This is a genomic window from Ktedonobacter sp. SOSP1-52, from assembly GCF_016587395.1.
This window is the reverse complement of the sequence record NZ_BNJH01000003.1, coordinates 375,126-398,119: the sequence shown is the minus strand read 5'-3', so window position 1 is coordinate 398,119 and position 22,994 is coordinate 375,126. Positions and strand designations below refer to the sequence as shown.

Annotated in this window: 29 protein-coding genes, 1 tRNA gene and 1 pseudogene; 17 read left to right on the top strand and 14 right to left on the bottom strand. The window is 52.2% G+C overall.

Annotation, left to right across the window (positions count from 1 at the left end):
- Positions 1 to 146: 146 nt before the first annotated feature.
- The 3 genes from JMJ16_RS27310 (at position 147) to JMJ16_RS27300 (ending at position 1,722) form a co-directional block, all read left to right on the top strand.
- Positions 147 to 833 (top strand): hypothetical protein, encoded by a 687-nt coding sequence (locus JMJ16_RS27310; protein ID WP_201386717.1) that lies wholly within the window; start codon positions 147 to 149, stop codon positions 831 to 833.
- Between the two features lie 113 nt (positions 834 to 946).
- Positions 947 to 1,462 carry a hypothetical protein gene (locus JMJ16_RS27305; RefSeq protein WP_201386715.1) on the top strand — a complete coding sequence of 172 codons (516 nt, stop codon included), beginning with the start codon at positions 947 to 949 and terminating at the stop codon, positions 1,460 to 1,462.
- Entirely contained in the window at positions 1,459 to 1,722 is a 264-nt protein-coding gene (locus tag JMJ16_RS27300) for a hypothetical protein (protein WP_201386713.1), read from the top strand. Before JMJ16_RS27305 ends, JMJ16_RS27300 begins: the two co-directional genes overlap by 4 nt.
- 426 nt (positions 1,723 to 2,148) lie before the next feature.
- Here JMJ16_RS27300 and JMJ16_RS27295 read toward each other — a convergent pair whose 3' ends face one another.
- Positions 2,149 to 2,673, bottom strand: coding sequence for an NUDIX hydrolase (locus JMJ16_RS27295; protein WP_201386712.1), 525 nt, complete (start codon positions 2,671 to 2,673; stop codon positions 2,149 to 2,151).
- Positions 2,674 to 2,917: 244 nt separating this feature from the next.
- Here JMJ16_RS27295 and JMJ16_RS27290 point away from each other — a divergent pair, with 244 nt between their 5' ends.
- Positions 2,918 to 3,721, top strand: a complete 804-nt coding sequence (locus tag JMJ16_RS27290; protein ID WP_201386710.1) for an IS5 family transposase — start codon at positions 2,918 to 2,920, stop codon at positions 3,719 to 3,721.
- 29 nt (positions 3,722 to 3,750) lie between these two features.
- Complete coding sequence (locus JMJ16_RS27285) at positions 3,751 to 4,197, top strand: hypothetical protein (protein ID WP_201386708.1); 447 nt, start codon at positions 3,751 to 3,753, stop codon at positions 4,195 to 4,197.
- Positions 4,198 to 4,206: 9 nt separating this feature from the next.
- Here the strand turns inward: JMJ16_RS27285 and JMJ16_RS27280 are convergent, their stop codons facing one another.
- The 4 genes and pseudogenes from JMJ16_RS27280 to JMJ16_RS57275 all read right to left on the bottom strand — a co-directional run.
- Complete coding sequence (locus JMJ16_RS27280) at positions 4,207 to 4,827, bottom strand: histidine phosphatase family protein (protein WP_201386706.1); 621 nt, start codon at positions 4,825 to 4,827, stop codon at positions 4,207 to 4,209.
- 712 nt (positions 4,828 to 5,539) lie between these two features.
- Entirely contained in the window at positions 5,540 to 5,917 is a 378-nt protein-coding gene (locus JMJ16_RS27275) for a hypothetical protein (protein ID WP_201386704.1), read from the bottom strand.
- A 29-nt stretch (positions 5,918 to 5,946) separates the two neighbouring features.
- Positions 5,947 to 6,945 carry a hypothetical protein gene (locus JMJ16_RS27270; protein ID WP_236601719.1) on the bottom strand — a complete coding sequence of 333 codons (999 nt, stop codon included), beginning with the start codon at positions 6,943 to 6,945 and terminating at the stop codon, positions 5,947 to 5,949.
- A 162-nt stretch (positions 6,946 to 7,107) separates the two neighbouring features.
- Positions 7,108 to 7,206, bottom strand: a pseudogene (locus tag JMJ16_RS57275) (helix-turn-helix domain-containing protein); the annotation flags it as partial.
- Between the two features lie 329 nt (positions 7,207 to 7,535).
- On the opposite strand from JMJ16_RS57275, the gene JMJ16_RS54640 reads away from it, so the two are divergent.
- Positions 7,536 to 7,772, top strand: coding sequence for a hypothetical protein (locus JMJ16_RS54640; protein WP_236601718.1), 237 nt, complete (start codon positions 7,536 to 7,538; stop codon positions 7,770 to 7,772).
- Between the two features lie 293 nt (positions 7,773 to 8,065).
- Here the strand turns inward: JMJ16_RS54640 and JMJ16_RS54635 are convergent, their stop codons facing one another.
- Positions 8,066 to 8,236 (bottom strand): hypothetical protein, encoded by a 171-nt coding sequence (locus JMJ16_RS54635; protein ID WP_236601717.1) that lies wholly within the window; start codon positions 8,234 to 8,236, stop codon positions 8,066 to 8,068.
- Between the two features lie 59 nt (positions 8,237 to 8,295).
- Here JMJ16_RS54635 and JMJ16_RS27260 point away from each other — a divergent pair, with 59 nt between their 5' ends.
- Positions 8,296 to 8,721, top strand: a complete 426-nt coding sequence (locus tag JMJ16_RS27260) for a hypothetical protein (protein ID WP_201386700.1) — start codon at positions 8,296 to 8,298, stop codon at positions 8,719 to 8,721.
- A gap of 50 nt (positions 8,722 to 8,771) precedes the next feature.
- Positions 8,772 to 8,936 (top strand): hypothetical protein, encoded by a 165-nt coding sequence (locus JMJ16_RS27255; RefSeq protein WP_236601716.1) that lies wholly within the window; start codon positions 8,772 to 8,774, stop codon positions 8,934 to 8,936.
- Here the strand turns inward: JMJ16_RS27255 and JMJ16_RS27250 are convergent, their stop codons facing one another.
- Together JMJ16_RS27250 and JMJ16_RS27245 are read right to left on the bottom strand one after the other, a co-directional pair.
- Entirely contained in the window at positions 8,937 to 9,365 is a 429-nt protein-coding gene (locus JMJ16_RS27250; RefSeq protein WP_201386697.1) for a hypothetical protein, read from the bottom strand.
- Between the two features lie 203 nt (positions 9,366 to 9,568).
- Entirely contained in the window at positions 9,569 to 9,772 is a 204-nt protein-coding gene (locus tag JMJ16_RS27245) for a helix-turn-helix domain-containing protein (RefSeq protein ID WP_201369410.1), read from the bottom strand.
- Between the two features lie 318 nt (positions 9,773 to 10,090).
- Between JMJ16_RS27245 and JMJ16_RS27240 the strand changes: the two genes are divergently transcribed.
- The 7 genes from JMJ16_RS27240 to JMJ16_RS54625 all read left to right on the top strand — a co-directional run bounded on the left by JMJ16_RS27240 (position 10,091) and on the right by JMJ16_RS54625 (position 15,806).
- Positions 10,091 to 10,588 carry a hypothetical protein gene (locus tag JMJ16_RS27240; RefSeq protein ID WP_236601715.1) on the top strand — a complete coding sequence of 166 codons (498 nt, stop codon included), beginning with the start codon at positions 10,091 to 10,093 and terminating at the stop codon, positions 10,586 to 10,588.
- 61 nt (positions 10,589 to 10,649) lie between these two features.
- On the top strand, positions 10,650 to 11,072 hold the full coding sequence (locus JMJ16_RS27235; protein WP_201386696.1) for a hypothetical protein: 423 nt from the start codon (positions 10,650 to 10,652) through the stop codon (positions 11,070 to 11,072).
- Positions 11,072 to 11,809, top strand: a complete 738-nt coding sequence (locus tag JMJ16_RS27230; RefSeq protein WP_201386695.1) for a hypothetical protein — start codon at positions 11,072 to 11,074, stop codon at positions 11,807 to 11,809. Before JMJ16_RS27235 ends, JMJ16_RS27230 begins: the two co-directional genes overlap by 1 nt.
- Entirely contained in the window at positions 11,806 to 12,234 is a 429-nt protein-coding gene (locus tag JMJ16_RS27225) for a hypothetical protein (protein WP_201386694.1), read from the top strand. Before JMJ16_RS27230 ends, JMJ16_RS27225 begins: the two co-directional genes overlap by 4 nt.
- 62 nt (positions 12,235 to 12,296) lie before the next feature.
- Entirely contained in the window at positions 12,297 to 13,688 is a 1,392-nt protein-coding gene (locus tag JMJ16_RS27220) for a baseplate J/gp47 family protein (protein WP_201386693.1), read from the top strand.
- A gap of 145 nt (positions 13,689 to 13,833) precedes the next feature.
- The gene (locus JMJ16_RS54630) at positions 13,834 to 15,258 is read left to right on the top strand and encodes a recombinase family protein (protein WP_236601714.1); all 1,425 of its coding nucleotides are present in this window, start codon (positions 13,834 to 13,836) and stop codon (positions 15,256 to 15,258) included.
- A gap of 59 nt (positions 15,259 to 15,317) precedes the next feature.
- Positions 15,318 to 15,806, top strand: coding sequence for a helix-turn-helix domain-containing protein (locus tag JMJ16_RS54625; protein WP_236601713.1), 489 nt, complete (start codon positions 15,318 to 15,320; stop codon positions 15,804 to 15,806).
- Positions 15,807 to 15,861: 55 nt separating this feature from the next.
- Here the strand turns inward: JMJ16_RS54625 and JMJ16_RS27200 are convergent.
- Positions 15,862 to 15,935: transfer RNA gene (locus JMJ16_RS27200), tRNA-Asp, on the bottom strand.
- Between the two features lie 990 nt (positions 15,936 to 16,925).
- On the opposite strand from JMJ16_RS27200, the gene JMJ16_RS27195 reads away from it, so the two are divergent.
- Entirely contained in the window at positions 16,926 to 18,140 is a 1,215-nt protein-coding gene (locus JMJ16_RS27195; protein WP_236601712.1) for a transposase, read from the top strand.
- Positions 18,141 to 18,436: 296 nt separating this feature from the next.
- On the opposite strand, the gene JMJ16_RS27190 is transcribed toward JMJ16_RS27195, so the two are convergent.
- The 3 genes from JMJ16_RS27190 to JMJ16_RS27180 all read right to left on the bottom strand — a co-directional run bounded on the left by JMJ16_RS27190 (position 18,437) and on the right by JMJ16_RS27180 (position 20,910).
- Entirely contained in the window at positions 18,437 to 18,667 is a 231-nt protein-coding gene (locus JMJ16_RS27190; protein WP_201386691.1) for a hypothetical protein, read from the bottom strand.
- Between the two features lie 42 nt (positions 18,668 to 18,709).
- A complete protein-coding gene (locus JMJ16_RS27185; RefSeq protein WP_201386689.1) occupies positions 18,710 to 19,348 on the bottom strand; it encodes a hypothetical protein in 639 nt (212 codons plus the stop codon).
- 578 nt (positions 19,349 to 19,926) lie between these two features.
- Positions 19,927 to 20,910: an aldo/keto reductase gene (locus tag JMJ16_RS27180; protein WP_201386688.1), complete on the bottom strand. Its 984-nt coding sequence runs from the start codon at positions 20,908 to 20,910 to the stop codon at positions 19,927 to 19,929.
- 756 nt (positions 20,911 to 21,666) lie between these two features.
- On the opposite strand from JMJ16_RS27180, the gene JMJ16_RS27175 reads away from it, so the two are divergent.
- Complete coding sequence (locus JMJ16_RS27175; protein WP_201386687.1) at positions 21,667 to 22,266, top strand: dihydrofolate reductase family protein; 600 nt, start codon at positions 21,667 to 21,669, stop codon at positions 22,264 to 22,266.
- A gap of 221 nt (positions 22,267 to 22,487) precedes the next feature.
- Here the strand turns inward: JMJ16_RS27175 and JMJ16_RS27170 are convergent, their stop codons facing one another.
- A complete protein-coding gene (locus JMJ16_RS27170) occupies positions 22,488 to 22,820 on the bottom strand; it encodes a transposase (protein ID WP_236601711.1) in 333 nt (110 codons plus the stop codon).
- Positions 22,751 to 22,987: a hypothetical protein gene (locus JMJ16_RS27165; RefSeq protein ID WP_236601710.1), complete on the bottom strand. Its 237-nt coding sequence runs from the start codon at positions 22,985 to 22,987 to the stop codon at positions 22,751 to 22,753. The genes JMJ16_RS27170 and JMJ16_RS27165 overlap by 70 nt, the downstream gene beginning before the upstream one ends.
- Positions 22,988 to 22,994 lie beyond the last annotated feature (7 nt).

Below are 22,994 nucleotides of genomic sequence, written 5' to 3'. Positions count from 1 at the left end.
ATGATGAATCTCCTCTTGTTTGGTTGACTTTCTGCAAGAGCTATAGATCATCATCTTTTTCTTTGCAAGCTCTTCTTTTGCCAAGCTTGCTGCCACTATTTTGGCCAAAATTTACGTTGGAGCAACATACTAAAAGTGAGGAGGCAATGAATATTCTACAGAGACGAGGCGGGCCAGTTGAAAAGATTAGCCTGGAAACACACCAACCTAAGTGGATTGTTGTAAGTATTGGTGGCTGTGGGATTCTCACCCGCGCATTAATTGGAAGACATGAGAAGCAACACAATGAGAGCCAAATTATTGCATTGGCTTTTGCGCACCATGTTATACAGGCAATCAATTTAGCCCCCTTTCATGGTAATTCAGTGATACCACAAATTCTCGTAGATACTGCAAATGTGGTGATTGATGATCCTGAGTACATCTCTCTGCTTTGTACAACTTGGCGATATTTGCCTGAAGGGGTAGAGATATGTTCTGTAGGACCAACCTCTGTACTGGCTTTTGAGGAAAAAGTTGTTCGAGAGGTAATCACTCCTCATACGGTCAATGAATTTTTGAAAAGTCAAGGGAAAGCAACCAGTCCAATAGGCAGAAATATAGCAACACATACTTTAGGATCTAAGGATAACGAAAAAAGTTGTGTGCTAGATGATGTACGAGTTGCTCTGGTGCCGTTAACAGAGATAACAACTATTGCCATAATGGAGGATAGGCTATTAGTGGATGCTATATTAGAGCATTCTGTACCAGGTAATGAACTCTCGTCTTTTATAGAGGCATGGAATCCTACTGGTATAAAGCTTACAACGAGTGTTCTTATCTCGTGGTAAGTAGAGAATGCACTTATTAGTGAGCGTCTGATGAGTAGAAAAGACCACCGGCCCTTCATGAAAGAGGGTCAGTGGTCTTTTCTTATTTCATGCCTAGAAGGTTCATTTTCCAGGTGCAGGACCACCTCTTGCACAAATGCTTCTCCTACGAGCAGACGCAGCCGCAGACGATTACCGATCCGCTCTCGGGGTTGCAGGAGAGTGCCGCGGGCTACCTGGACCTGACGCAGATTCAGGAGCAGGGAACCAACGGGATCTCGCTCAATGCACCCGTCATCAACGTCTCCTACACCACCCAGACCCAGAGCTATGACGATCTGTGGCTTAACGCGGCCTCGGGAGCGGGCTGTCCCTCCTGGACAACCTCCAATGGGGGCGGGTGTGTGCTCTGGGAGCAGAGCTATAATGGGCGCTATATCAGTACGCTAGACAATGGGCGTGGTTGGCACGAGAATATCGGTTGGAACGAGACCCATGGCAATACGCATGGAGCCAACAGTGGCAGCCCCAACGATCCCTTTGCCTGTTGTAGCGGGCACCAAGCGGCGGGGGCCACCTGTGGCACAGCTGATGATCACAGCTGGAGCCGGGTGGTCGTGACTTCGCGCAGCAGTGTGACCAATGGGTGACCTCGACCTGGAACTACCAGTATAGTGTGAACGGCCTCAGCGGGAGCTGGTGTGATGACTGTGGGTATGGCTATACCTGGGGCAACCAGAACGACACGGACTATGCCGACTACTACAACGGGCAATTCACCAGCTTTGCCCACGCTCCGGTAACGCAGCCTGATGGTTATTACCAAATTGAGTGCTTTGCCTCGACTTTTTGTGCGCCTTTTTCTACAACGTCGCCAATATCGACAGCCCCCAAAAACGGCATCAGGTAGCTTCCCACGAAGAAGTAATATCCACTTCTTTTTTTGAGATTTTACCTCTTCCATATTGACCAATGACATCGGCTTCTGATCTATGTTAAGCAACAATTGCCCCTATCCCAGCTGGGCATCTCTTCCCAGGGAGAAATGTAGCAAGTTTTGGGCGTGCCAGGATAATAGTCTTGTACACCTCTGATTTAGGCCTAACGGAACCACCGCCCTCGTTGCTCATCCACTTCATGCATAGGAAGTTTTTTCTATAAAACAAGATAGCCCAATTTCTGGAAATCAGGCTATCCATAATTCAATGCTTTGTATGTCCGTTAGATGACGAAGGCACATCGATGAATGCTCTCTCGGATCGCGCAGCAACGGTCTGCATATGATGCGGACAGAGAGCAACCCCTTCATAACGCCAATAGGCTGTATTGGTACACTCTATGCCAGTATCCTTTTTGATCTCACACTGGCAAGCTCTACTGCCTGCATTCCTAGAGCATGGTGATAGGATGATGTAAACATCTGCCGAAGAGCCATACGAAGCAATCTGATATGGTTAAAAGCGAGATAGGGAAAGGTCTGCAAATTGTCGACTGGAAACCACTGGATATGAGAAGCATCATCTCCAGCCTCAATACGAGCTTCTGCGCCTAACGGTTTGGAAAGCACATAGAGCAAACAGGCATATTTCCCCCGCGGATCTTCAAAATCCTCAAAGGCATGCACTTGCTGGAACATGTCTAGCGGAATGGCAAGCCCGGTCTCTTCCTGCGCTTCTCGCTGAGCAGCGGCTTCCAATGAGGCGTCTTCAGGGGTAAGATGTCCTCCAGGTAGCGCCCATAGCCCCTGATAAGGCTCCTTTTTCCTTTGAATCAGCACGACCTCCCTGCCAGAGCCAGATGGGGCCAAACGGGGGATCACGATATCGACAGTGATCAGGACACCTGTTGCATTCTTTGTCATAGGGTATCTTACTCCTTTAGGTGAGACGTCAAGACCGCTCTCCTCTACCATCAATCAAGAGCTTCGTGGCCTACCTGGATATATATTTCGTAAAGCAGATCCTTTAACTCCCGCACCTTTAGGTGGTTACGTGGAAGTTTTCCTTCAAGTTTCCTTAGAAACTGTTTGCTAATGGAAAAGTTGTCGAGAAAGAAAAGAAAGGAGATCGTAGCGACCAACTGAGCCAGAAGAAGGAGTCAGAGTGATGCTTCCCCACCGGAATCGACCAGCGTACCCAAGTGATGTTACTGACGCCCAATGGGCCATTCTTGAGCCCTTGGTGCCCAAGCCTTCGACCGAAGGCCGGCCAGCCGAAATTGAGCGGCGGGAGATCATCAATGGCATCCTGTACATTCTGCGCAGCGGAGAGCCGTGGCGCATGATGCCTCACGATTTGCCCAACTGGCAGACGGTGTATCAGTACTTCCGTGACTGGAAGCTCGATGGCACCTGGGAACGCATCCACAGTCACTTGCGCAAACGTCTGCGCCAAGAGTTGGGGCGTGAGGAAGACCCTTCTGCTGGAAGCATCGATAGCCAAACCATCCAGACCAGCGCGGTGCGCGGTGAAGAGCGCGGCTACGATGCGGAAAAAAAAAGGTTCGGCAGAAAACGCCATCTGCTCGTTGATACCGAAGGCTTCGCGCAGACAGTGCACGTCCATGCTGCCGACATCCAGGATCGTGATGGCGGCAGGCTCTTGCTTGCCGATGGGCCTGACCGATATCCTCGCATGAAACATGTGTGGGTCGATAGCGCATACGCTGGCACGTTTGCCGATTGGATCCAAGAGCAGTTTGGCTGGAGCGTGCAGATCATCAAACTGCGCACGCCCCATCGCTTCCAGGTCCAACCCCGTCGATGGGTGGTGGAGCGAACGTTCTCTTGGATCTCTCGCTGTCGACGCCTCTCACGCGACTTTGAGGGTCGCTGCGATACCAGCGAGGCATTCATCCATGTGGCTCTCAGTCGACTCATGCTGGCTCGACTCTCCAAATTGACTGGCTAGATTCCCTTTAGCAAACATATTCTTAGTATATGGCCTACTATCGCAGTCGAGAGGCATTCCAACTCTTCCATAAACACAATACGTATTTGAGGAAGGAACAAGAAAAATATCAGGTTACTAATCGCGTCTCAAAGCGAAAGAGAAGAAAGGGGCAGGAAGCTCCTAGCGCGATCAAGGTATCACCGCGCGACCCACTGCTCGACTACAAACGCCCGCGCCTGGTCGAGCTCTTGCACGAAGCTCGCGATAAACGTGATAAAGCCAAACGACAGGCACGAGTAGAGCAAGCAGAGATTGAACAGCGAGCGCAAGCAGAGCGGGTTGAGCTAGAGCAGCGGTACTCCAAACTGCTGCAAGAACATATGCAGTGTGGACTGACCATTGCTCGCCTGGAAGCAGAACGTGCTGAGTTTCGAGCGTTCATGGAACGCTTCCGTTCTTCGCTTCGCCATGAGGAACACAAATCTGAGGCGTGAAAGCCTCGTTCATGGCGAAAGATGTGAGCAATCGTTGACACACAAGATTTTCGCCTCCACAGCAGGATACAAGGGCCAGTGCTCACGCTCTTGTTCTGGCACAAAGTACACCCGACTGATGGCACAATAATCCATCTCGAACCAGAGAGGCGAGGGTCGCGGAAGCTGTACAATGCTGTGCAACAGGTAATTGGCCAAGCCGCCGTGGGTCACAACCACTACCTGGTCGTCGGCCCCAAAGCGTTCTCTCAGTTGGTGCAAGCTCTGTTGACAACGTAGGACCATCGACTCGTAGGTATCATTGCCATATTCCCATCCGTCCACCGCGAAACCAGCGGGCAAGAGTGCCTGTGGAAAACGTCGGAGTAATGCTTGACGACTGTGGGCATGATGGGTCCAACTAAACCCTTCCCGAAGATCAGGCCATACTTCCACAGGAGTGCCCAGCGTTTCTGCAATGATGCTGGCGGTCCCTAATGCTCGTACAAGCGGACTACTCAAGACCGTGAAGCTTCCACTCCCTGCCAGTCGCTGTGCAGTCTGGTGTGCTTGCTGTTCTCCGAGAGGGGTAAGATCGCTATCTGGAGAATTGTTCCCACAGTGCCCATGACGAACGAGCCACAAATGCATGGAGTCTTGTCCTTTCAAGCAAACAATCTCTCTGTCTCAATGCACCAAGAAGTGTCCATTGACTGGCGGGTGCTGTTGGCAGGGCAAATGAGCAGAGGGACAGTGGTCTGACCGTGAAATGTGGGGTCTACACTACAACTTCTTTCTGTTCTTCTCAAGTGTTCTGAGAACAAGTGAAGCAAGAATTATAGGCTTCTTGCAGTGAAAACACGCTCATGCTACGACTATTTACAACAGAGGAACACATTCCTGCTCAAAATGAAGATCGTGAACATCAACTAGAAGAAAAGACCATGTTAATTAACTGATGGTGTGTGACAAAGCTGCCTACACCAAGTGTAGTCGATAAAACCCAGGTAGACTACCCAGTTATTCACCAATTTCCCACGAATTGCACAACGAGGTTGTAGAGGGGAGCGAAAGAGCGGAGCCAGAAGCCTTGTTCAGCAGAGCAGGCTGTCAAGGAAGATCAGAGTTCTCCTTCGCGTGTTCATCAAGAGATTTTTTTGTGCTATCCTCTTCCAACTTTTTGTTCCGATCCTCTCCATGAATCCTATTCTGCTCAGAAGCGAAGTGACATATGGCTCAATCTTTCTTCGGTAGAGCGATCTAACGTATAGAATCCTGGAGGAAGGGAGACAAGGGCTCGATGGGAACCTGATCCTCTTCGCCCAGCACCTCGGATGGAATCACCTGCTCACCAAAACCGCTGCTAGACTTGCGCAGATTCCTGACGCACAGCCTGCTCAATAGCTGAAAAAATATCCCTATCCGTCTGGCGCTGCCATTCAGGCAAATCTTCCCAGTCAGCGACATAGCTAGGTTTCGGCTGCTCGATATGTCGATACACCTGCACATTCCAGGCCTCAGAGATAAAGCGGCCACCCTGCTCAGGCGTTAAGTGAGCCTCTCGACCAGCCCGGATGAGTGAGCGAACTTTGCCATACACAATACCAGCCGCCTGTTGCTCCCAGGCAGGCATCTCTTCCCAGGGAGCTACATATCCAGGCTTCGGTGTTCCAGGAAAATGTTTACGGACACCCTGAATCCAGGCCTCACGGAATAATTGTCCTTGCGTTTCTAACTCCACGGTTGACCCTCCTTTACGCTCTTATTGATCTATGCTAGCAGGCTAATTTGCGCGTTCACATCTTTGACAGCAGGAACCTGTGAGAAAGGTGCCAGTTGTGCTTGCAAAACCTGAAGCCGTTTCTTGAGCATGCCAGATGCGCCGAGATGAGCGATCTGAACGACTTCATTCCCCAAAGCACATGCCTGCTCTACATCACCACGCATACCTGCAGCAAGTGCCAGATCTGTTAGCACCATGCCCCTACGCCTCGTTGGCGTGGGGTGCAATTGCAGGGCCTCTTGCAGCGTTGGCTCAGCCAACTCTGGTTGTGCTAGTTTGACAAAGCAAGCACCTTTCTCCTCAAGAATGCGTTCGCTATCGAAACGCAACCAAGTGCCATTCATGCCATGCTTGACGCTACGCACGCCCTCAGCCTGGTCAAGTGCCCGGCGACATTCTCCAAGCATGCCTGCTCCTGCGTAAGCCTCAGCGCTGACCATGGCAATCCAATGCTTCGTTACCAGTGTACCATCTCCCTGCTGGGCAACCTGTTCAGCAGTCTGGAGCAATGGCAATGCCTCGGGAAAACGCTGGTCGTAAATGGGTAGGAACGCGTGGCGAACGAGCGCGCAGGACCACAGATCATGAGCTCCGGCCTCTTTTGCTGCGGAGATGGCAAAGGTATATGATTGAGCGGCTTCAGTATACAAAGAGGCGTCAAAAAAGATTTCACCACTTAACTGCGCCAGATCGGCTGCCATGATACACAACTTCCGGCGTTGAGCAATTGTACGCGCGTCACGTAATGCTTGGGTCAGAACGTTCAGGTGAGCAAGCACATCATCGAGAATGGAACTTTTTTGTGAAGCAACGCGGTACGCCTGCCAATACTGGCGGTTCAACGTATCCAGTTCCTGAAGCGTCGATTCATCAATCCAAGTAGGATGAGTTAAGGTTGCTCCAATCCGATCCCAATCTATTTCCAATGACAACACGAGAGTACTACCAGCAACACTGAGCAAACGTAACAGCTCACGGCGTTTCATATCGTCAATCCTTGCAAGTGTTAAGGGAGCAACAGCACTCTGGTCAGGAACGGAAACACGTTTTCGAGAACGTTGTGGAGCCAGTCCCAATGCCTCAGGTGGTTGCTGGAAGAACTGACACAACAATCTTCGCGATCCTGGATACAATCCGTACCCCTGCTCAGCTCGAAGAATCGTCCTGGAGGAAACTCCAGTAGCTTCCGCTAAATCATCAATCGATAGGTTTAAGCGTTCACGCAGCTGTCGGAGTGGATGCTCCATAGCGGTGTCCATCTCTCTTCCTCGTGATTATCTGCTATTACTAATGCAAGTGTACCCAGATCTTGTAGCACTGTCGATACTTTTTCCCGTTTTTTTTACTCTTTCTCTAGATTGGCACCAAAGTGGCATCTTATTGCATGTGACTGGCACCGTTTTATCTCGCCTTATCGTATCAACATATTCTACACTTGTAATAGCACTTGCTGCCATAGGGAAATTTTCTATGAGCGACAACGCACATTTCCAACTGAATACAAGACAAGCAAAGAGTAGCAGCAGGAGAACGTAAGCTGACCAAAGTTCGCACGCGACGAGAGGGAGGACCGATAATGCTACGCCCCTATCGCGAACACATTGCAGATTACCAACCCACCACCCCGACCAGACATGTTACCAGAGTGCCTGTTAGTGAGATCGAGACGCACGACCCCGAAAGGGGACACGACGAGATCGACGAAGACGCTCTCTATGAGACGCGCATCAGTACCAGCAGCAGACGCTACACCGACAACCAGCCAGCGCAGGCACCCACAACAGCTTCCTCCCAACCAGAGGAGCACGGCTGATGCGTCAATGTCTACAATCACCAGCAGCCCAGGCAGTAAAAGCATCAGGCGCCGCTCTTGCCCGTTAGTACTCGACGGTTCACGCTTCCCCGTTGGGCAGTATACGCTGGATTGAGAGGCTTATCGATACTAGGGGAATGGGTCGGTATTGCGCAGGATTGCAAGCATGGCAAACTTGGCAAGATGATCTACACTATGGACACCCCGCACCTACCATATAGACGCCGTTGTGGAGCATAACCACGACATGAGCGCCACCCCATCCCACTTCATTGTGTGCTCAACTTGCACCATCAGTTACGGTCATTGAGATGCCAGCAGGCGACGCAAGCAAAGCTCATGCGTACCAAACGGGCTTCCTCCTCTTTGGCAACACGGAGGACTTGACCCCGGTCCAACTTGAGTTCAAAGACCTCGACGGGGACGGGAAGCCGGACATGATAGTGATTGTCGGAGATCGACATCTCCCCTTCAAGAATGAGAATGGACAATTTCGGCCCGTGACATCAAAGGAGCAAGGACAGTGATTCTCTTACCAACATTCCTACTACGAGCCAGCCAGCAGAAGCCGCACACCCAGGATGACCCCAAAGGGGTACTCAGCACCCTACGCACGCTCACCGCTCGCGTCAATGAGCTGATGGGCGTCACCTTTCACCATGAGGATGAATATGTGGTGCTCTTATGCGTTGATCATGTGACGCGCGACCTTGCCTTAGAGTTACAAGACAAATTTCAAGAGCAGCGTCCTCTTCAAGCCATGATGGTGTCCTATGGGCAAATCACGACCTCGAAGGACGGCTATATTGTCATTCGTTGGTGCGGTAGCGTTCCAGAAGCCTTTTTTGACAAGCTCGACGCCGATGAGGATGTGTTTTTTTACATCGCCTTCAGTGCTGGCCCCCTCGATACCTGCATTATGCCCTGGCACGCACGTTCGAATGCCTAATGTCTCAGGGAAGAGTATCACAGGTGCTCTTCCCTTTGCTTCGAGGGGAGATGTACTTGCAGGTCTCGCTCGTCGATCTCTGCGCTGATGCCGCTGGCTGGGACAATATCGACCAACTTGATCGCTATCAGAACTTCATCACCCGAACCAGGAAGCGAGCAACCTATGCAGAGATTGAAGAGGGCAATTCAACCAACTTACAAGATTTCTCCTAATTAAGAATTCTGCGAATTTTGGAGAACAAAGGTAGGAGGCTGGTCTGAACGGACACGTCGTACGACCTCCCGCACAATCTCACGCAGTTTGGGAAGTACCTCAACAATGGAACTACCATCTCCACTGGTCCAATAATCGCGGCGATAAAAATAAAAGAGTGCGTCGAGTAAGTCTTGAGTACAAAAACGCGTTAAGGAGGATACTTGTTCTATCTGCCTAGCAACCTTAAAAGCACCAGGGCGATCGATAGGATTGAGAGGATCAGGTTCTTCCCGATTATACGCATTCACCCAGGATGCCAGTTGCAAAAAAGCATGCACCGCACGATCTGGACTTGGAGCATCAAGAAATGCCTCTGCCAATTCAAGAGGCCAGGGTCCGTTGGCAGCGTATCCATCGAGGAACACGATATCTTGTGCATTTGGCATGGAGATCTCTCCCTTTCATAGAAATCACTCTTAATCTCACCAAGTATAATTTCGAACTCAAATAACCAAACACATAAAGTAACTTTTATAAAGTCAACTAATCGAATAAACGCAGATTGCTCTACGACCAGTCATGCTGATGAACAGACAACAGAGCTAAAATATTTAAGAGAAGAATCGTTCAGACGACCTTCTCTGCATATTTACTTGTCTTCTTGCAAGTCTTCGGGCTTATACTCTTCTAATTCTTGCTCTAATTTCTCTACATCAGAAGATTTGTAATAGACACGCACGCCGCGCCGGTATCTTCTAATGCGACCATTAGTAGTGTAGCGCTCAAGAGTACGTCTTGAAATTTTCAGGCGAGCACATGCCTCTTCAATAGTTAAAAAATTTTCATCTTCCACAAGCAATGCCTCATGAGAACAGATTTGATGCTTGAATAATAACATTGCAATTAAAGCTTGTCAACGATTGACAAACGCTGTCGCACATATTATACTTTGTCGTAACCTGACAAACTAAGTCGTACATTAACGGTCAAGTAGAAATAAACCTAATTGAAATTGTTCATTCGAGGAGGTGATAACAAATAAAATGGCGGGCTTTCGTCTGGAACACGAAAGCCCGTCGGTGAGAACACACAAAAACTTTGTCGAGTCCTGGAGTCCTCTGTGCTCAGCATAGCGCATAGAGCCTCCCCAGTCAAGAAAGAGATGATGTGCATGTCTCAACGAGCCTCAACGGAATTACGAGCTGATCATCTGATGGATGCACCGGTCACTGTTTCAAACATTGCCTTCTTTCGCGGCGTACAGATGGGATACCAGGCCTATCAAAACGAGCAACCCTCTCTGAGCGAGCAAGACCTCTACGAGCACCTGGTTCATCGCCTGCTCGCCTTTCCTGCTTCGACCTATGAGAATACCGGCTGGGTCATTGGATGGGTGAAAGGCTTGCTTGAAACGTCTTCTTTCATTCAACAAACTCCCTCTGATTCACCGGACAGGCGCTCTGAGGAGCCTACTCCTTACGGGGATAACTTCCTTCCTGTGATCCTCAATGACAACCAACGCCACAGCTTCACCTACCCGTTTTGTTCCGACCCCTCCTGCCCGTGTCACGAGGACCAGAGCAGCATTGCTCAAGTCGCTCAGTACGTCAACGCAGGACTTCTGACCTTACAAGAAGCGAGTGATCACGTCGCAGGAAAGCATTTCTAGCTGAGCATAGCCTTCCTCTTGTTGGGGTAAACAGCAAGAGGAAGGCAGAGGAGAAAAACGCATGAAGCAGAACAGAAAGGGCATCACCTCCCACCTCTATGGGGAAGTACATAAGCAAGCCACCTCACGTCAGCACGTCGGTACCTCGTTTGGTCTTCACCCAGAGGATACCCCCAAGCTGATAGACGAGACGAAACACGCAGGCATTGATAGCATCCTGATCTGTGCTGACGCAGCCTTTCACAATGGCGTGAAATCGGGAAGGTGTGAGTTTCTCGCTCTGGCTTTTGCCAAGCGCGAGATCGTTGCCCAGGACGTAGAGAACGCCCTGCAATGGGCGATGTACGACACCTTGCGCCCGGCTCTTTGGCGCTATGGCTACGTCTGCGGCTGGAACGAGGAGTTTTACCAGTACGCGATGCGCAAGCAACAGGCACAAGACACCACTCCAAAGCCATCACACGACGAGAGGAGAGAAAGATAATGTCCCCTTCTCGCTATCACCCAAACTTGGAAACAGAGCAGCCACTCACACGTAGAAATCGCGCTGCTAGAGCGCCGAGAGAAGAAATAGACACGCAAGACCAGGTCAACGAAGATGCCTTGTATGAGACACGCCCCCATACCAGTGTGATACGCCAAGGCACCTATAAGCCAGCCAAGACAGACGCGCAGGCAATGCGCCGAGTCAGTGTGCATGTCCACGACCAACCCAGGCAACAGAGGCTGCACCAGCAACCACTACTCTTACCCATTAGCACGTCCAGACGGTTTCATGTTCCCCGTTGGCCTGCTTATGTAGGACTGGCAGGCGTGTTGATAGTTGGGGGATGGCTTGGAATTGGAATCGTAAGTCAGGAATGGCAGACATGGCAAGATGATTTGCACTATGGACGCCCTCGTACCTACCAGATCGACGCCGTTGTCGGCCACAATCATGACACAAGCGCGACTCCATCTCACTTCATTGTGCTCAACCTCCATGGTCAGATTACCGTCATTGAAGTGCCAGCAGGCGACCCAAGCAAAGCGCACGCTTATAAGACAGGCATGGCCTTGTTAGGAAGCGGGCAAGACTTGGCTCCTGCACAGGTGACATTCAAAGATCTGGACAGAGACGGCAAGCCGGACATGATCGTCACGGTCGGAGAGCAGAGTATCGCCTTCAAGAACGAGAACGACGTGTTTAGCTCGACACCTATGAAAGAGGTCAAACAGTGATTGCCACACCAGCAAACCCCATTCAAACGAAACAGCCACCGCGCCCTCAGGAAAGCGACCCCAGGGGACCACGTCGAACCATGCGTATGTTGACAGAACGCGTCAACGATCTTCTGGGCATCACGTTTAGCGGAGAGGATGAATACGTCGTTGTCTCCTGTAGAGAGACCATCACAGCCACTCTTGCCCTGAACTTTCAAACCGCATTCCAGGCCGAGCGCCCCATCCAAGCCGTGTTGGTCTCCTATGGCAAAGTCAACACGTCGGGAGATGGCTATATTGTCATCCGTTGGCGTGGATCCGCCCCAGAAAGCTTCTTTGACCAACTCGACCAGCTCAACAAAGAGGTCCTCTTCTATACAGTCTTTAGCGCCGGACCTCTCGACACATGCAAAGCACCATGGGATAGCATATCCAACGCCTAATGTCTCAGGGAAGAGTCTCATCATGGTGTGCTCTTCCCTTTCCTACCTGTTGGAGGGAATCCATGCAGGACAAGCAGATGCAGAACAGCTTAGACCATCTTTTGCGTGAACTTGACCAACAGACACACACAACGGACGACATCCCACACATAGAAGCCAACCAGGAGTACGACCACGAACGCCGCATATATGACATTGAGATTCACATTTACCCGAGAGAGGAAGCAGAGCCAGAGGAGCCAGCCAATACGGTTGAAAGTGTCCCAACTACTGGCCAGGAACCAGAACCACGAGGGAGAAAGCCGCGAGCGTGGGCAAAGGAGCACGCGCGCCTGCTTGTCTCTATCAGCGTTATGGTATGCGCCTGTGCGATTCTTGTTGGTTGTCTGCTGTACCTGTTCCCACTCTGGACAGCGACCACGACAGTGACGCTTGTACCAGTTACACGCACAATAGTAACCCGCCTGACGGTAACAATCGGAAGCATTAACCCAACTCACAGCCCGATACCAGGAAGGCTCCTACCTACCGTTACGATGAGTCAGGCACAAACTGTCGCAACCACTGGGAAAGCGCACCAGGATGCCCAGAGCTCACATGGCTCTATCACATTTTTCAATGCCGCGACCTATGTGCAGACCATACCAGCAGGGACCCTTGTCACCACGGCCTCTGGAACTCAGGTCGCAACTGATCAAGACGTAACGATAGGCGCGGCAAGCTATCCCACCTTTGGACAGGCGAGTGTCAGCGCTCACGCGACGGTTGCAGGGCCAGCAGGCAATCTCAAGGCGGGTGCGATCTATGGCCCCTGTTGTCGCATCAATATCTCCGCAGTCAACGGGGCCTTTAGCGGAGGGCAGGACACACGCGACTACCAAATCGTAACCCTGCACGACCTGGACACCGCGACCGAGAGTTTGAAAACCGATCTTGACCGAAGCATAATGCCAGCATTACAAACGCAGGTCCAGAGTACCGAAACGCTTGTCACTCCATTGTACTGTCAGAAAAAGACGAGCGCCGACCGCCAACTAGGAGAGGAAGCGGCAAGCATCCACGTTACCCTCGACGAGACATGTACGGGCATTGTATACCAGACGCAAGCCCTCCAAACCCTCATCATACAAGCAACCACCTCTGAAGCAAGGAATCAGCTAGGAACAGGATACGCACCTAGCGGAGACATTCATATCGCTACCACTGCGCAAGGAACGACAGTCATACAAGCAACAGGCACAAGTGCCTGGATCTACCAGTTTACTCAGGCACGGCAGAAACAGATAAGGGATAGTATCGCAGGCAAGGACCAGGTCCAGGCCAAGCGCCTTTTATTATCTCTTCCTGGAGTTCAGTATGTTTCCTTTTCCAGTAGTGCGACGCTGCCCGATAGACAACATATCAGACTTGTCTTTATCACGACCTATCCAGATAAAGAAGAATGGTTGAGATAGCAGCTACAACGACAGGACTAGCTGATCGCTAGATAGCTTTCCGCCTAAGATTACGAGGCCTACGCGAGCGAACTTTTAGAGACTCTAACGCGAAGTGTGCTCCAACATGAATAGCGATTACAAACTGTAGAAAGGGAATTCAAGAATGCCTCGAAAAAAATACCATCGCGATCGCTTTTATCAGCCCATCACTGAACCCAATCCAGGTAGTATTACCGTCGGATACGTTCGGTACAGTTCCGAGATGCAAGATCCTGTTACTATTGTGACGCAGAAACGCGTGATTACGAAGTTTGCGAAGGAAGTAGGCTGGAACATTGCACGCTGGTACGAGGAACCCGAACAAAGCGCAAAATATGAAGACGTTGAGGCTCGTCCCGTTTTTTCTCAACTTCTCAAGGATGCAGAGGCCAAACAATTCCAGGTAGTCTTATGCTACACGACTGATCGTTGGTCGCGTAATACAGCACTAACGTTGGTGTCGCTCTCTCGTCTACGCAAGGCAAATGTCTGGTGGGCGACTGCCGATGGGCAATGGGACCTGGAGAAAACACAGCAAGATGGTTTAGGTTTTCTCCTCGATATCCAGATGCACGAGCTTGAGCTCCGCCAGCTATCCAAGCGCACTATTGACGGAAAGGAAGAACGTGCCCGCGAAGGCTACCACAATGGCAGCCCCTCCTTCGGGTACCTTCCTCCCGAATGTCCGAAAGCACCTGATGGGGCGTCTTCGACCTGGAAGCCTCCTCGTATGCCCGTGCGCCCCGATCCCATAACGTTTCCAGCTCTAGTACGTATTGGGGAGTTAACGGCAGCTGGATGGACTGATCGGGCCATTGCAGATGAACTAGAAGGCTACTTGTCAAAGACGGCCCGTTTCGGGGAGCGCCTATTAACGAAAGATACGATAGCGGCCATCCGACGGTCTGATTTTCCATGTGAGTTTAGGTCCGGTTGCGGCCACGGCACTATACTCACACCTGAAGGCGATTTGGTCGAGGGGAAGCATCAAGCCGCGTGGCCATATGAGCTTTGGAACCGCATGAGAGAGGTCAAGAACAGCCAGATCCACCGCCCGACGAAAGAAGCACAGCGCCGCCCTCATGAGTTTAGCCGTATCATTGTGTGCGCTGCCTGCCGTCGCCCCTTACGCGTCATGATCCCAAAAGGTATCCCCTACTACAAAGAGACGAGTAAGGTCCGCAAACTCGATTGCCCTCTTCCCGAATCGCTTTCAGTCAAAGCTGCGAACGTCATCTATCAATTCGGTGACATCTTGCGCAGCATTGAACTCCCTGAGACCTGGCGCGAAATGATTGCAGAACGCAGTTCACAGGAACTGGCAAGCAATGAGGACACCAAGCGCATCGCAGAGCGTCGCGCAGAACTCGAGGCAGAGCAAAAGCGGCTCGTGACGGCATTTACAAAAGGCTACCTGGATGAAAAGGACCTGGATGCTCACATGGAGGAAATCCGCGCAGAATTGTTTACGCTCCCAGTCCTCTTAGAGAGAGACGTAGAGGCCATCAGACAGGCTTCTCTTTCCGTGGGGAAGCGCTCGCAGATATAGCCGCCTCTTGGAGCGAGGCAACGGCAGAGGAGCGACGCGATATCGTTGGGGGACTGCTCATGGTGGAAGGGCTGGTCTACGACCTGGAGCGGCAAGTCATTGTCGGGCTCATCCCACGGCCCAGCGTCCTTCCCGTCCTCGCGTTAGGTCTCCAGCAGACGGGGAAATGGGAGCAAAGGGAGGAAGGGCTCTGGTTACGCGTCGAGTACTGGCCCCCCAAACGGAACCTCTCCACCAGGCATCTTCCACCGCCCGCGCACCCGAGCCTCTCGCCCGCACAGCGAGAAGAGGCCATCACGCTCTTGCAGCAGCCCGACATGTCCATCCGCAAAGTCGCCAGTGCTCTGGGCACCTCGCGGGGAACGATCCAGCGATTGGTTGAGCAGGAAGGCATCGAGCGGCAGACGAGCCAGAAGCTCTCGTTCGAGCAGCGGGAAGAGGCGTTCCGCTTACTGGACGAGGGGGTGTCGCTCAGGCAGGTGGCTCGGCAGTTCGGCGTCAACCCCGAGTCGCTTCGGCGCTTGGCCATGAGGCACAAGCCCTCGTAAACACAAAAACGCCGACACTCAATGAGTGCCGGCGTGTCCCACTGGGGGAGCGAGACGGAACCGACGGGATTCGAACCCGCGATCTTCTGCGTGACAGGCAGACATGTTAGGCCACTACACCACGGCTCCAGGTATTCATTCATTGTCTCGATTTCGCTTGTTCGTTCGCGTCCTCTCGACGTGGATAATAATATCAGACCCTTAGCTTCTTGTCAAGCGTTTTCACCGGCGAATTTTGACGAGTTTTCAGGATGTCGCAAAAAACAACTGGCGTGTGCTGGTGAGCGTACCTGTTGAGGCCTTCTTTCCCAAGGGATCCTCCCGAATACACTCCCATCACACTCCGACCAAGCGCGACACCGCCTGCAGCACTACCCGAGCGAGGCGCGTCAAATGCGCCGTGGCACGAGTTGCGTAAGGCGGTTCATAATCCGAGTACCGTTCCTCCGCCGGTCTGATGAAGAACAGCGTCGCGTCAAGTTCCCACGGCTTGCAACAACGGGTGCTGATCCTGGGCACAGCACTCGTTGCCTCTCCAGGCTCCATAACAGACTGTTACTCAACCCATAGGTTGCCCGTAGCGGGCAACCTATGGGTTGAAAACCTTGGACAACCGATGCTTTTAATTGCGAAGGCAAATCATCGATTGCACAAAGGCTTTTTGCAACAACATCCGAAGCTATCAGCACCTTTTCGCTCAAAGCGATATCATGCTCCTATGAACAAGGTTTTTACCAACCCCCGCGCCTGAAAGCCCCTGTGCTTCAGCCATGGGGATGAAAGGCGCGTTCCTTTTTGGGGAAGGGGAAGAGGGAAGTCCGTTCTGCGAACGCATGTTCTTGACAAGAGAGCGCTTTCTGCTGTAGACTTCATGATACGGGCGAGACAGACAAAAACAATCGGAACGTGTTCTCCTGTTGCCACTCTCCCGTGATCTGATGCCCTATCTCTCGGCGAAACGTGCTCGTCCAGGAGATCGAAATGCGCTTTAAGCAGAGCATTCTGCCAGTCGCGTGCTCAAACGGAAACAACCGACATTGTGGGTCACTTCGTCCTTCGTCGGGACGACTGGCAGTGCTCCATTGAGCATCATCAAGCAAGATATTGAGCAGTACAAGCATGGCGAAGACGTCACTGAACATGCGGACCCAAGCCGCCGAAAAGAAACCAAGAAAAACATATCTCTTTCGCATCTATCCCAGCCGCAAGCAAAGACAGAAGCTAGAAGCGTGGCTCGGCTTGTGTTGCGAAGTCTACAACGCCGCCCTTGATGAACGCCAAAGCGCGTATCGTATAGCTGGTATCTCCCTCTCCTATGAGCATCAATGTGCAGAGTTGCCCGCTTGCAAGCAAGTGTACCCGGCATTGAATGAGGTCCTATCGCAGGTGCTCCAGGATGTCGTCAAACGGGTGGATCGAGCCTTTGACGGCTTTTTTCGGCGAGTGAAGGAAGGGCAAAAACCAGGCTATCCTCGGTTTAAGTCACGCTTTCGCTACGATTCCTTGACCTTTAAACAATATGGCAATAGCTTCAGCATTGTGCCAGCGAGCAAGAAGAGCAAGGCGACCCTCGTTCTGGCGAAAGTAGGGCATGTGAAGATGGTGAGGCACCGAGCCATCAAAGGGACGCCAAAGACGGCCATTGTCAAACGGACTCCGACCGGGAAATGGTTTGTCTCGATCAGTGTGGAGTTGCAGGAAGAGGAAATCATCAGCAAGCTCCTCCCTGTCTCTGAAGAAGCGGTCGGGATTGATGTTGGACTGAACACCTTTGCCTATTTGTCCTGCGGGGAAGGGATTGCCAATCCGCGCTTTTTGCGTGCAGAAGAGGCGGCGCTCGCTCGTGTAGGGCGCAAGCTCTCCAAAGCGCCCAAAGGGAGCAAGCAACGAGCGAAGAAGCGCAAGGTGGTGGCACGCGTCCATGAGCGAATAAGGAACCGTCGCAAAAACTTCATTGAACAAGAGGTCTGCCAACTCATCAAGCGGTTCGGGTTGGTTGCGGTAGAAGCCCTAGTCGTGCGCAGTATGATGAAACATCCCAAACTGGTGAAATCGATTGCTGATGCGTCGTGGTCAATGTTCTTCACACGCTTGCAAGCCAAAGCGGAGGAAGCTGGGCGGCAAGTGGTGCGAGTGAACCCGGCCTACACGAGTCAGACCTGTTCAGCCTGTGGTCATCGCCAGCAGATGCCGCTGTGTGTGCGGGTCTACGAATGCCCTCAGTGTAGTCTGGTCATCCACCGCGACCATAATGGCAGCCTGAATATCTTAGCTAATGGTCTTCAAGCTGTGGGACGACACAGCCGAGTCATTCCAGAAGCCCCCGGCTTGTAGCCCTGCCTCCTATACACATTTAACAATGGCACATGGGAGCCAGCATCAGATGCGGGACGGGAAGCTTGAGCTTTCACATCTCTGTTTGTCAGCTCTTCTTTCCAAGACAGCTTTTTCAGCCACGTTGCAAAATCACTTTGTTAAATGTGTATAGGAGGCAGGCTTGTAGCCGTGGGGAGTCGTCACAGAAAAGTATCGCTCACCTGCAAGGAATGCCAAGCTGGCCTCTCGCCTCCGTGAGCGCTTGTGCGAGGTGAGTCGCGACATCCTTCTCCCGGTAGAGTTTTTTATCCTCTTCATACAACCTCCGGCCGAACCGAAATAGGCCTTCCTGCTCGACGTGCGACTCTCGAGGTCAGGCGGAGCACCGCAGCCGGTTCAGGATAGTCGAGTCGCGCCCATTCCGCAAACGTCTCCTCAGCCTCCTCGAACACGTAGCCATTCCGCTTGGCCTGCTCGATCAACTCATCCACTCGTTGCCGCTTTTTTCCCTGTTGTGATGGCAGCGCTTTGTCCTTCTGCTCCATAAAGATCCTTTCTTCAGGGAAAGACTCGATCCGGTCACCGTCCTATTGCCAAGCCCCCTGCGCTGTACAGCGGGCGGGCGATGCTCGGTGGCGTGCAGGACAGAGGTGCCAAAGGGCGAGATCGGAGCTGGAACGATCCATCGGCCTCCTCTTGCCGAACGCCTGCCAGGAGAGAGAAACGCGGCCATATTCTGGCCTTTGCCCCTCCAGCCCTTTATAGCGCAGATGGACGGCCAGACAGCGCATGAAATCGTAGCCGTCGCTGGCCACTGACGGTGGGAAGCCCCAGCCCTCTTCGTATGCCTGCTGACTGAGCGCGTCACTCGCCAGGGGAAGAATGGTGTGATAAAAGTCTTCTCGTGGGAGGCTCACGAGAAAGCTGCGCACCGCCTCTAGAGATGGTATAACCCAGGACCAGCATGATCCATCGGGTTCCGCCTCGTCTAACGCCTCGAATGAGGGGTAGATTGTGCCCGTCTCGTCCGATTGGACGCGGTACCCGCACGCGTAGCGATACTGGTCACTCCAATCCAGGCATTCCAGTTCTTCGTCAGCACGGTCGAGCCACCGTGTGAGCGTCTCCATCAGTATCGCATCCGGAAGAGCAAGTAGCGCGTCTTGCACCTGTCCTATCAGATCTCTCGTTTCCCGTTTCATGACCACCTGCTTCTCTTTGGGCACACTATCGACTTCTGGAAGTCACGGTGCATAAGATATCATACCAGATGGAACTTATCGTAACGTCACTCCAACTTGAACTTTCGGACAACCTATGACGCCAAAGACACGAAATCCTGTGTTTTTCGCGTTGTCGTATCGAGCGTAATAAAATCCTTTGTCAACAAACTAGCGCGAGTGCTCTGTTCCTCATCAGTGTTACGCTAAAAGAGCGGGAAGCTCACACGGCATCAGAGACGCAGACGAAGGAAGGATACGGGCTTCGTGCGACCGCTTGTGTGCGATTGATGACCTCCAGTTTGCTGAGAACAGTGCTCACATGAAGTTTGGGAAGTTTGGCAGGATCTAGTGAAATGACCAGCATGTCAGCAAGGGAACATCCGCGGAACGTTCCGTCAGCTCAGATGATGCATTGCCACGTATGAGGGATGACCGTGTCTCTTGAGAAGTGATGAGAGAAGCAGATGAGGGTTGAGAGCATCACGGTACTCTCAACCCTCATCTGCTTCTCTCAAGGAGACTGGGTTCTCGCCAGGACGAGCAACGCCCTTGAGAGCAATGGAAGATCCTGGCAGATCTGGCTACTCGCGGGAGACGAAACGCAGGGCAGCCTCAGAATAGCGGTCTCCGGCAGTCTGCCCAACACTGGCTTCCAATTGTGTTACTTCTTCCGCACTCAACACGATGTGCGAGGCGGCGATATTCTCTTCCAGATAACGCAGACGCTTGGTTCCGGGAATAGGCACGATGTCGTTTCCTTTGTGCAGGAGCCAGGCCAGAGCAATCTGTCCAGGAGTCACGCCCTTCTGGCTGGCCAGTTGCTTGACCCGCTCAACCAGTTCGGTATTCCTGGCAAAATTCTCTCCTTGGAAACGAGGATCACTCTGGCGGAAATCGTTCGCCGCCAGATCCTGGACGTTTTTGATTTCACCAGTCAAGAAACCGCGTCCCAGCGGACTGTAGGCCACAAAACCAATCCCCAGTTCGCGTAAGGTTGGCAGGATTTCGGCCTCTGGCCCACGCTCCCATAACGAGTACTCGGTTTGCAAGGCCGTGAGAGGATGGACCGCGTGGGCGCGGCGAATCGTCTGTGGCCCCACTTCAGAGAGGCCAATATGGCGGATCTTGCCCTGCTTGACCAGCGCTGCGAGCGCACCGACCGTCTCTTCGATTGGCACCTGCGGGTCAAGCCGATGCTGATAGTACAGATCGATATAATCCGTCTGCAAACGCTGCAAAGACGCATCAATGACCTTCACAATGTGATCGGGACGGCTAGTGGGTCGGCGCTCGCCATTCGAGAGCCACTCCCAGCCGAACTTGGTGGCAATCACCACCGAGTCGCGCCGTCCCTTCAAGGCGCGCCCTACCAGTTTCTCATTCGTGAAGGGCCCATATGACTCAGCAGTATCGAAAAAGGTCACGCCCAGATCGATGGCCCTGTGGATCACACGTATCGCCTCATCTTCGTCGGCGGACGGTCCGTAAAAGCCTGTCAAGCCCATACAGCCAAATCCCAGTTCCGAGACCATCAGCTTTGCCTTGCCAAAGACACGTGTTTGCATTCTTTCTCTTTTCCTTCCAATCCTGATTTTTCTTTTCTTTCACATGCTGCTTACGCGGAGACCAACAGGATGCCAGATCGTCTCATGGCTGATGCACACCATGCGCTCTTTTTCTTGCAATCTCTTGATCTTCTGGGTGCCTTCTTCTGTTTTGAAGAAGCGCTTCTGCTCGTACTCTAGCACGAACGGAGCAGGGCATTGGCCCCTATTCTTGCGCGAGAACAACAGATTCTTGCGCAGTGAACGAGAGTGCTTACCGCTCTGTTCCTCAAAGGCGATAAGAAAAGAGCCGGCGCAGGTGTCGCCTCACCAATCCCGATCCAGACGATGGGAAGTATGTCAATTTTGTGCCACAATGGAGGCAGAAAAAAGAAGAAGAAAGGGGGAATGTTGTTTTCATCTGATACATTGGAGGCCGAGATTTGAATACTTTTTTTGAAGGGAGAGGATCGAACTCTCCTTATATTGAGTCGGTCTGGCGCGGTGGGGCTGGGAAAGAGTATGCCCCTGTTTGCCCTGCTTCTGGTCAGTGGCATTTGCTCTTTCTCAAACAGCATGATAAGCTCAAAATCTCTGTGCAGGGGCCACTGACCAGAGCAACCCCTGTGGCCCAACCTGAGGGGAGGTGGCCATTTTCTTCAAGACGTTCTCCTTTTGTCAGAGGTATACTTTTGCTGCTGACTCTTTACACGAAGAAAAACGATGAAACGTTCTCTTCTTTCTGAAGAAGATATTGACCAACAAAAGGAGAAACTCATGAGAAAAGTCATTTTCCTGATCCATCTCTCGCTGGATGGCTTCACGGCAGGTCCCAACGACGAACTGGACTGGATTGCGTATGATCACGAACTGGAGCAGGATGCTCATGCATTACACGACCGAACGGACGCCGTGATCTGGGGGCGCAGAACCTATGAAGGCATGGCTGGCTACTGGCTCACCGTGCCGGGCAATCCTGCCAGCACCCCAGCCGAACTCGAACATGCGCGCTTTCTGGACAAGGCAACCAAAATTGTGGTGTCGCGAACGTTGGAGCGCATTGCATGGAACGACGCGCAGAATACGGTGCTGCTTAAGGACCACATCGCCGAAGAAATCAACACCATCAAACAGCAGCCAGGGAAAGATCTCTGGCTTCTCGGTAGTCCCACGCTGGCGCAGACGTTCATGCAACTGGATCTGATTGACGAATATCGCATCAACATCAATCCAACGATGTTGGGGCGCGGCAAAGCGCTGTTTGCTGGTGTCACCCGTCCATTCCCGCTGAAACTGTTGGAGTCAAAGACCTTTCAGAATGGAGTCGTTGCCTTGCGTTACGAACCTGATCGACCAGCAAAAGCTTTTGCTTCCTAACATTTTTTGTGTTATGTCAAAGGCGATAACAAAAGAGGCGACGCAGGTGCCGTCGGGTCTTGGGAGGCCGTCACCAGATCCACGGCTTGGCCCGGTGGTTGAGTTGTCTTGTGGCCACCTGCATCGCTCGTTCAATCTCATCAGCATTGGCGAAACTCTGGCCCGCGAACGCATCGCGACGGAAGAGGCGCCCACAAGACCCAACCAGCCCTCTTGTAGATTCAACCAGCAGGCTCCTTGGGAATGAAGACGTGCTGGATGGGCGGATGGTCTGCGAGCCAGGTACACGTTTCCAGGCTATTATGGCTACTCAGATTATCGGCGATAATGAAGATGTCGCCAGTCGGATTGTCCGCTTCGATCTCTTTGAGGAGTTCAATGTAGTTCTTGGAATTGCGCGCCGGCGCACATTTGATCACTTCTTTGCCATCGCGGACGCGGAGCGCTCCATAGATCCACACCTTCTCGTCGCCACGACTGTACTCTAAGGGAGCTTTGATGCGATGACCGTATTGAAGCGGTTCAGGTGGATGCGTACGGTTCTCGGATGGCATAAGAGCGTGGTGGCAATCTCTTGAGGCGTCTTGCCTGCCCAACTCTCGACGATCATCTGGGCATGAAACTTCCAATCAGCAGAGGCATGGTGGCTCCTGGACAGTTTACGCACCTGGCGTTCTTCTCGTTCATCTTGCGCTGGTCGCGCTTGCAGGTGCTTGGGCATGGGCTCT

What these genes read in the sequence shown, in the direction of transcription:
- JMJ16_RS54635 (WP_236601717.1), bottom strand. Translation starts at nt 8,236, where the DNA reads ATGTCGATCTCCGACAATCACTATCATGTCCGGCTTCCCGTCCCCGTC.
- JMJ16_RS27255 (WP_236601716.1), top strand. Translation starts at nt 8,772, where the DNA reads ATGTACTTGCAGGTCTCGCTCGTCGATCTCTGCGCTGATGCCGCTGGC.
- JMJ16_RS27285 (WP_201386708.1), top strand. Translation starts at nt 3,751, where the DNA reads ATGGCCTACTATCGCAGTCGAGAGGCATTCCAACTCTTCCATAAACAC.
- JMJ16_RS27220 (WP_201386693.1), top strand. Translation starts at nt 12,297, where the DNA reads ATGCAGGACAAGCAGATGCAGAACAGCTTAGACCATCTTTTGCGTGAA.
- JMJ16_RS54625 (WP_236601713.1), top strand. Translation starts at nt 15,318, where the DNA reads ATGGTGGAAGGGCTGGTCTACGACCTGGAGCGGCAAGTCATTGTCGGG.
- JMJ16_RS27230 (WP_201386695.1), top strand. Translation starts at nt 11,072, where the DNA reads ATGTCCCCTTCTCGCTATCACCCAAACTTGGAAACAGAGCAGCCACTC.
- JMJ16_RS27270 (WP_236601719.1), bottom strand. Translation starts at nt 6,945, where the DNA reads ATGAAACGCCGTGAGCTGTTACGTTTGCTCAGTGTTGCTGGTAGTACT.
- JMJ16_RS27310 (WP_201386717.1), top strand. Translation starts at nt 147, where the DNA reads ATGAATATTCTACAGAGACGAGGCGGGCCAGTTGAAAAGATTAGCCTG.
- JMJ16_RS27165 (WP_236601710.1), bottom strand. Translation starts at nt 22,987, where the DNA reads ATGCCCAAGCACCTGCAAGCGCGACCAGCGCAAGATGAACGAGAAGAA.
- JMJ16_RS27190 (WP_201386691.1), bottom strand. Translation starts at nt 18,667, where the DNA reads ATGGAGCAGAAGGACAAAGCGCTGCCATCACAACAGGGAAAAAAGCGG.
- JMJ16_RS27280 (WP_201386706.1), bottom strand. Translation starts at nt 4,827, where the DNA reads ATGCATTTGTGGCTCGTTCGTCATGGGCACTGTGGGAACAATTCTCCA.
- JMJ16_RS27170 (WP_236601711.1), bottom strand. Translation starts at nt 22,820, where the DNA reads ATGCCATCCGAGAACCGTACGCATCCACCTGAACCGCTTCAATACGGT.
- JMJ16_RS54630 (WP_236601714.1), top strand. Translation starts at nt 13,834, where the DNA reads ATGCCTCGAAAAAAATACCATCGCGATCGCTTTTATCAGCCCATCACT.
- JMJ16_RS27250 (WP_201386697.1), bottom strand. Translation starts at nt 9,365, where the DNA reads ATGCCAAATGCACAAGATATCGTGTTCCTCGATGGATACGCTGCCAAC.
- JMJ16_RS27195 (WP_236601712.1), top strand. Translation starts at nt 16,926, where the DNA reads ATGGCGAAGACGTCACTGAACATGCGGACCCAAGCCGCCGAAAAGAAA.
- JMJ16_RS27290 (WP_201386710.1), top strand. Translation starts at nt 2,918, where the DNA reads ATGCTTCCCCACCGGAATCGACCAGCGTACCCAAGTGATGTTACTGAC.
- JMJ16_RS27295 (WP_201386712.1), bottom strand. Translation starts at nt 2,673, where the DNA reads ATGACAAAGAATGCAACAGGTGTCCTGATCACTGTCGATATCGTGATC.
- JMJ16_RS27240 (WP_236601715.1), top strand. Translation starts at nt 10,091, where the DNA reads ATGTCTCAACGAGCCTCAACGGAATTACGAGCTGATCATCTGATGGAT.
- JMJ16_RS27175 (WP_201386687.1), top strand. Translation starts at nt 21,667, where the DNA reads ATGAGAAAAGTCATTTTCCTGATCCATCTCTCGCTGGATGGCTTCACG.
- JMJ16_RS27180 (WP_201386688.1), bottom strand. Translation starts at nt 20,910, where the DNA reads ATGCAAACACGTGTCTTTGGCAAGGCAAAGCTGATGGTCTCGGAACTG.
- JMJ16_RS27235 (WP_201386696.1), top strand. Translation starts at nt 10,650, where the DNA reads ATGAAGCAGAACAGAAAGGGCATCACCTCCCACCTCTATGGGGAAGTA.
- JMJ16_RS54640 (WP_236601718.1), top strand. Translation starts at nt 7,536, where the DNA reads ATGCTACGCCCCTATCGCGAACACATTGCAGATTACCAACCCACCACC.